Genomic DNA, 5746 nt, shown 5'->3' with positions numbered 1-5746 from the left:
TTCTACATGATGTGGACCGACGGCATGGCGCGATTGATGCCGCCGTGGGAGCTGTACCTGGGCCGTTACACTGTGCCCGCCGTCTTCTGGGTCGCGCTGATCATGGGTCTGGTGTTCACGGTGCTGATCGCCTACCCGTGGATCGAGAAGCGGCTCACCGGCGACAACACCGCGCATCACAACCTGTTGCAGCGTCCGCGTGACGTCCCGGTCCGGACCGCGATCGGCGCGATGGCCATCGCATTCTACGTGGTGCTCACGCTGTCGTGCGTCAACGACATCCTCGCGCTGAAGTTCGACATCTCGCTGAACGCGACCACCTGGATCGGCCGCATCGGCCTGCTCGTCGCCCCGCCGGTGGCGTACTACCTCACCTACCGGTTCTGCCTCGGCCTGCAGCGCAGCGACCGGGCGGTGCTCGAGCACGGTATCGAGACCGGTGTGATCAAGCGCCTGCCGCACGGCGAGTACATCGAGGTGCACCAGCCGCTCGGCCCGGTCGACGACCACGGCCACCCGATCCCGCTGGAGTACCAGGGCGCGCCCGTGCCGAAGAAGATGAGCAAGCTGGGTTCGGCGGGCAAGCCGGGCACCGGCAGCTTCCTGCGCGCGGATCCGCAGGAGGAGAGCGATCGGCACTTCGAGATGGAGCACGCCGAAGAGCACAAGCAGCTGAAGGTGCTGCAGCAGGCGCAGGAGGCGGCGAACGGCAAGCACGGCCACTGACGCCCCCGGCCACGGAAAGGCCCCGAGTCGAATACGACTCGGGGCCTTTCCGCGTCTATGCCGCCTATGTCAGAGGCGTGGCGTCGCGCGTCGCGCGGCCTCGATTGCCTCGAATTTGGCGAGATTGTGCCGGGCGTCGGCGAGCGCGTCGTGCGCGTCCGGCGGGATCGGCGGAAGGTCGGGACGGCCGTGCGCCTCCCAGTGCTGGCGCAGTTCGTTGGTGTAGCGCGGCAGCGCGTTGGGCAGATCGACCATCGAGCCCCACAACTGGCACAGGGCGACGTGATCGTAAGCGGACACCCAGGCCCACAACTCCGGCTGCACGGTCGGCCGCGGCACCAGGAACGCGTACAGCTCGTCGCGGATCCGGTCGCGGCTGCGCCACAGCGGAGAGGAGGGCGAAGGCAGCTGCGGCAGTACGAATTTGCGCACCCAAGGCCCCGCACGTTCGGCATCGAATTCGGTGGACACCGCGTAGTACTCCCGGCCGTCCTCGCAGACAACGCCGATGGAGACCAGATCGATGGTCACTCCGTCCTCGATGAATTCGCAGTCATAAAAATATCTCAAGCACTGTGCCTCTCTGATATCCGCGCTGGCAAGGGGATTTCGGCAGCAATTGGGGGCGGAATGGCTGGTGTTCTCGTATGCAGTGTAGAAGGTCGCGCACCGAGGGCACGAGCGCGAGGGCAGTGTGGCAAGGAGGGAATCCTGCCCTGGAAAACTGGATAGAAGAATGCTTCGGAAATGGATTTTCACCATATCGCCGGTATCGAGTCGGGCAACCGGTCCGAAAATCTCGGGCGTCGGTCGAAAGGCCGAGATCCGGTCGCCCTCGCCAAAAAATCCTCGAATTCCGCGATGGCGCTGAAGGCGACAAATCGAACCACACGGTCTTGCTCCGCGGCGGCACCCGCTGGGCAGAGCGCATTCACCCTGGGTGGAGCGATTCCACCCCTGGGACTGGGTATCCCCACGGGGCGTGCGGTCCGTATTCTGAACTCGTGAACTGGACCGTCGACGTACCCATCGATCGCCTGCCGGAACTGCCTCCGCTGCCCACCGAGCTGCGCAGGCGGTTGGACGACGCGCTGGCGCGGCCCGCGCTGCAGCAGCCGTCCTGGGATCCGGAGCAGGCGGCCAACATGCGCACAGTGCTGGAGAGCGTCCCGCCGATCTGCGTGCCCGCCGAGGTGGAGGAGTTGCGCGGGCAGCTGGCCGAGGTCGCCCGCGGCGAAGCATTCCTCCTGCAGGGTGGCGACTGCGCGGAGACCTTCGCCGACAACACCGAGCCGCATATTCGCGGCAACATTCGTACTCTCCTGCAGATGGCAGTGGTGCTCACCTACGGCGCGAGCCTGCCGGTGGTGAAGGTCGCGCGGATCGCGGGCCAGTACGCCAAACCGCGCTCCTCGGACACCGACTCGCGCGGGCTCAAGTCCTACCGCGGCGACATGGTGAACTCGCTGGTCGCCGATGCCGCGCTGCGCGAGCACGACCCGTCGCGCCTGGTCCGGGCCTACGCCAACGCGAGCGCGGCGATGAACCTGGTGCGCGCGCTGACCGGCGCCGGCATGGCCGACCTGCACAAGGTGCACGATTGGAACCGCGACTTCGTGGCCAAATCGCCCGCGGGCGCCCGCTACGAAGCGCTGGCCGAGGAGATCGACCGCGGCTTGCGGTTCATGACCGCGTGCCGGGTGAACGACCCGAGCCTGAAGTCGGCCCGCATCTACGCCAGCCACGAAGCGCTCGTGCTGGACTACGAGCGCGCCATGCTGCGCCTGAGCGAGAACGCGATCGGCGAGCCGGTGCTCTACAACCTGTCGGCGCACTTCCTCTGGATCGGCGAGCGCACCCGCCAGCTCGACGGCGCGCACATCGCGTTCGCGGAACTGCTGGCCAACCCGATCGGCCTGAAGATCGGCCCGTCCACCACGCCCGAGCAGGCCGTGGAGTACGTGGAGCGGCTCGACCCGAACAACGAGCCGGGCCGGTTGACCATCGTGTCCCGCATGGGCCACAGCAAGGTCCGCGACGTGCTGCCGCCGATCATCGAGAAGGTGCAGGCCACCGGTCACCAGGTGATCTGGCAGTGCGACCCGATGCACGGCAACACCCACGAGTCGTCCACCGGCTTCAAGACCCGCCACTTCGACCGCATCGTCGACGAGGTGCAGGGCTTCTTCGAGGTGCACCACGCGCTCGGCACGCATCCCGGCGGCATGCACATCGAACTCACCGGAGAGGACGTCACCGAATGCCTCGGCGGCGCCCAGGACATCTCCGACCTCGATCTGTCCGGCCGCTACGAGACCGCCTGCGACCCCCGGCTGAACACCCAGCAGTCGCTGGAACTGGCGTTCCTCGTCGCCGAAATGCTGCGCTGAGATCGGATCCCCTGCCGCGCGGTCTTCCCTGACCCGCGGCCGGTGCGCTTCCCGCTAGGGAAGGGCCACGATGGTGACCGTGTCGCCCGCCTCCAGGTTGACCCCGATGGCCGGCGTCTGCGAGACCACCAGGGAGCTGTCCGCGCGCGCCAACTGCTTCACCTCGACCTGCAACCCGAGGCTCTCCAGCTTGGCGCGGGCGTTGGCCACGGTCCACCCGCGGACGTCGGGCATCTTCAAAGCATTGGAGATCAGCAGGACGACGCCGTCGCCCGATTGGATGGTTGCGCCCGCGCCCGGCTGGGTGCCGATGGCCTTGTCCGCCTCGACGCTGCGGTCGAACTGAGGTTTGGTCTCACGCACCGCGATGCCGGCGGCCGTGAGGATCTTGGTGGCTTCGTCGGTCGACTTGCCGCGCACGTCGGGAACCTTCACCGGTTGGGAACCCTTGCTGCGGTACACCTTCACCTGCGCGCCGAGAGGCAGCACGGTCCCCGGGTTCGGTTCCACCCGGGCGACCGTCCCCTTGGGCGCGGTATTGGACACTTCGCCAGCGTCGACCGGTTGCAGGCCGTTGTCCCGGATCAACTGGTTGACCTTCGACACCTGGTCACCCGCTTTGACGTCCGGCACCTTCGGCTTGCCGTTGGAGACCAGGACGGCGACCGTCGACCCTTTGGTGATCTTGGATCCGGCCGAAGGGTCGCTGCCGACCACGCCGCCGACCGGGATCGAGTCCGACGCCTTCTGGCGGATCTCGGTCTCGAAGCCGGCATTCTGCAGGGTGGCGACCGCCTTGTCGGTGTCCAGCCCGGCGATGGGTGGCACCGCCGAATAGCGGCCGACACCCAGCCACCAGCCGCCGATGCCGACCAGCAGTGTGAGAACCGCGACGATGGCCACCCACACCCAGACCGTGCGCCGGGAGCGGTTGATGTCATCGGAATAGGGCGGATACGGCGCCGCGGGGTGCGCTTGGCGCACCGGTTGCGGCCGGTCGTAGGCATCCGGCGCGTCGTGGTCGATGCGGGGCCGCTGGGCGGTGACCACTCGGGTGTGCTGCACCGGCTGCGGCGGGTGGGCAGACGCCCCGGCGAAGCCCGGCTGGTCGTCGCGATCCGGCTGCACGGCTCGGTAGCTGGCGCTGAGATGCTCGGCGGAGTCCTGCGGCGCGGGCACCCGATAGGCGGGTAACCGCAGCTCGGCGCCGATCAGCCGCAGCGCGGCCGCCATCTCGTTCGCGTCCGCGAACCGGTGCGCGGGTTCGCGCGCGGTCGCCTTGGCGACCAGTTCGTCGAACTCGGGCGGTACCCCGGAGATGAAAGCGCTCGGGCTCGGCACATCGTTCTCGATGCGTTGATAGGCCACCGAGATCGACGTGTCGCCGGTGAACGGAACCCGGCCGGTGAGCAGCTCGAAGATCAGCACGCCGAAGGAGTAGACGTCGCTGCGCGAGTCGGCGGAGCCGCTGGTGACCTGCTCGGGCGACAGATAGGCGGCGGTGCCGAGGATGACGCTCGCCGATGTGGTGTTCGCCGCCGCCACCGCGCGCACCAGACCGAAATCGGCGATCTTCACCTCGCCCGCGTCGGAGATCAGCACGTTCTCCGGCTTGATGTCGCGGTGTACCAGTCCAGCGGAGTGCGCGACGCCGATCGCCGCGAGCACGGGTTCGGCGACAGCGCGCACGGCGTGCGGCGGCATCGGGCCGCGTTCGCGCAGCAACTCGCGCAGCGTGCCGCCCTCGACCAGCTCCATGATCAGGAAGGGGTGATCGCCGTCGATGCCCTGGTCGTACACCGCCACCAGAGAAGGATGCTTGAGTTTGGCGACCGCGCGCGCCTCGAACTCGAATCGGGACAAGAACTGAGGGTCGCCCGCGAACTTCGGATCCATCACCTTGATGGCGACCGGCCGGTCCAGGCGGGTGTCGACCCCGCGGAAGACCATCGACATTCCGCCGCGGGCGATCGGCGCATCGATCCGATAGCGCCCTTCCAGCATCTGGCCGATCAAGAGAAGTCCTCCGGCTTTCACAAAGTCAGCCGCTCCGTGCGGCCCCCACGATGGTATCGACTCGGACCACCCCGGGTGTCTCACGACGTGCGGCGCACGACCGTCTACCGTTGTCCGGGTGAGTGCATTTCCCTGCAGTGACGACGTCCTTCCGCAGTCGGTGACCCTGGTGTCGCTGCCGGAGGTGGCCGAACGACTCGGGCTGGTGGTGACCCGGGTGCACCAGATGTTGCGCGACCATCAATTGATCGCCGTCCGCAGAGAAGGCGTGGCGGGTGTCCCCGAGCGGTTCTTCGACGACACCGGCGCGGTCGTGAAGCCGCTGCCCGGCCTGATCACCGTGATGCGCGACGCCAAGTACACCGACGAGGAGATCCTGGAGTGGATCTTCACCGACGACGACACCCTGCCCGGGAAGCCGGTCGACGCCCTGCACGGGCCCCTTGCCCGCGAAGTCCTGCGCCGGGCCGCCGCGGATCCGTTCTGAGTTTTTGGCCGCGCGGGCGCGGCGTGTTCGCGGCCCCTTATGGCTCGCGTGTGCGCGACCGCCGCTTGCTCCTTCGTCGCCTATCGGCGAGGCCAGCGCCAGATCCACCAGCCCCACCGAACCCGTG

4 protein-coding genes and 1 pseudogene are annotated in these 5746 nt (G+C 67.8%); 3 read left to right on the top strand and 2 right to left on the bottom strand.

Annotated elements, in window-relative coordinates; all coding sequences use genetic code 11:
- A pseudogene (locus tag ACWEO7_RS37800) lies at positions 1-726 on the top strand (cytochrome b); the annotation flags it as partial.
- 69 nt (positions 727-795) lie between these two features.
- Here the strand turns inward: ACWEO7_RS37800 and ACWEO7_RS37795 are convergent.
- The gene (locus ACWEO7_RS37795) at positions 796-1296 is read right to left on the bottom strand and encodes a polyadenylate-specific 3'-exoribonuclease AS (protein ID WP_452430446.1); all 501 of its coding nucleotides are present in this window, start codon (positions 1294-1296) and stop codon (positions 796-798) included.
- Between the two features lie 434 nt (positions 1297-1730).
- On the opposite strand from ACWEO7_RS37795, the gene ACWEO7_RS37790 reads away from it, so the two are divergent.
- Entirely contained in the window at positions 1731-3116 is a 1386-nt protein-coding gene (locus tag ACWEO7_RS37790) for a class II 3-deoxy-7-phosphoheptulonate synthase (protein WP_355079587.1), read from the top strand.
- Between the two features lie 54 nt (positions 3117-3170).
- On the opposite strand, the gene pknB is transcribed toward ACWEO7_RS37790, so the two are convergent.
- A complete protein-coding gene (gene pknB / locus ACWEO7_RS37785) occupies positions 3171-5132 on the bottom strand; it encodes a Stk1 family PASTA domain-containing Ser/Thr kinase (RefSeq protein ID WP_452430444.1) in 1962 nt (653 codons plus the stop codon).
- A gap of 118 nt (positions 5133-5250) precedes the next feature.
- Between pknB and ACWEO7_RS37780 the strand changes: the two genes are divergently transcribed.
- The gene (locus ACWEO7_RS37780) at positions 5251-5619 is read left to right on the top strand and encodes an Rv2175c family DNA-binding protein (protein ID WP_355079591.1); all 369 of its coding nucleotides are present in this window, start codon (positions 5251-5253) and stop codon (positions 5617-5619) included.
- Positions 5620-5746 lie beyond the last annotated feature (127 nt).

The organism is Nocardia sp. NPDC004260 (assembly GCF_053603155.1).
This window is presented reverse-complemented; position numbering and strand designations above follow the sequence as displayed.